This is a genomic window from Flavobacterium succinicans, assembly GCF_001662485.1.
Lineage (GTDB): Bacteria > Bacteroidota > Bacteroidia > Flavobacteriales > Flavobacteriaceae > Flavobacterium > Flavobacterium succinicans_A.
In genome coordinates this window covers 1-602 of the sequence record NZ_JMTM01000072.1, presented here as the reverse complement: position 1 = coordinate 602, position 602 = coordinate 1, and the positions used below count along the sequence as shown (strand labels likewise).

Annotated in this window: 1 rRNA gene; it reads right to left on the bottom strand. The window is 58.5% G+C overall.

The window, feature by feature from the left end:
- Window positions 1-602: ribosomal RNA gene (locus FLB_RS14430) — 16S ribosomal RNA — on the bottom strand; the annotation flags it as partial.

Here is a 602-nt window from a genome sequence, read left to right as displayed (position 1 = left end):
GCCGTCAATTCCTTTGAGTTTTAGCCTTGCGGCCGTACTCCCCAGGCGGGGCACTTAATGCGTTAGCTACGGCACGGATCCCGTCGATAGAGACCCACACCTAGTGCCCAACGTTTACGGCGTGGACTACCAGGGTATCTAATCCTGTTCGCTCCCCACGCTTTCGCTCCTCAGCGTCAGTACCGGCCCAGAGAGCCGCCTTCGCCACCGGTGTTCCTCCTGATATCTGCGCATTTCACCGCTACACCAGGAATTCCACTCGCCTCTTCCGGACTCTAGCCCTGCAGTATCCATCGGCTTTCAAAGGTTGAGCCTTTGACTTTCACAACGGACTTACAGGGCCGCCTACGCGCGCTTTACGCCCAATGATTCCGGACAACGCTTGCTCCCTACGTATTACCGCGGCTGCTGGCACGTAGTTAGCCGGAGCTTCTTCTGGAGGTACCGTCAATCCACACGGCTATTCACCGGTGAACCTTCGTCCCTCCTGAAAGGGGTTTACAACCCGAAGGCCGTCTTCCCCCACGCGGCGTTGCTGCGTCACGCTTTCGCGCATTGCGCAAGATTCCCCACTGCTGCCTCCCGTAGGTGCGACGACACTG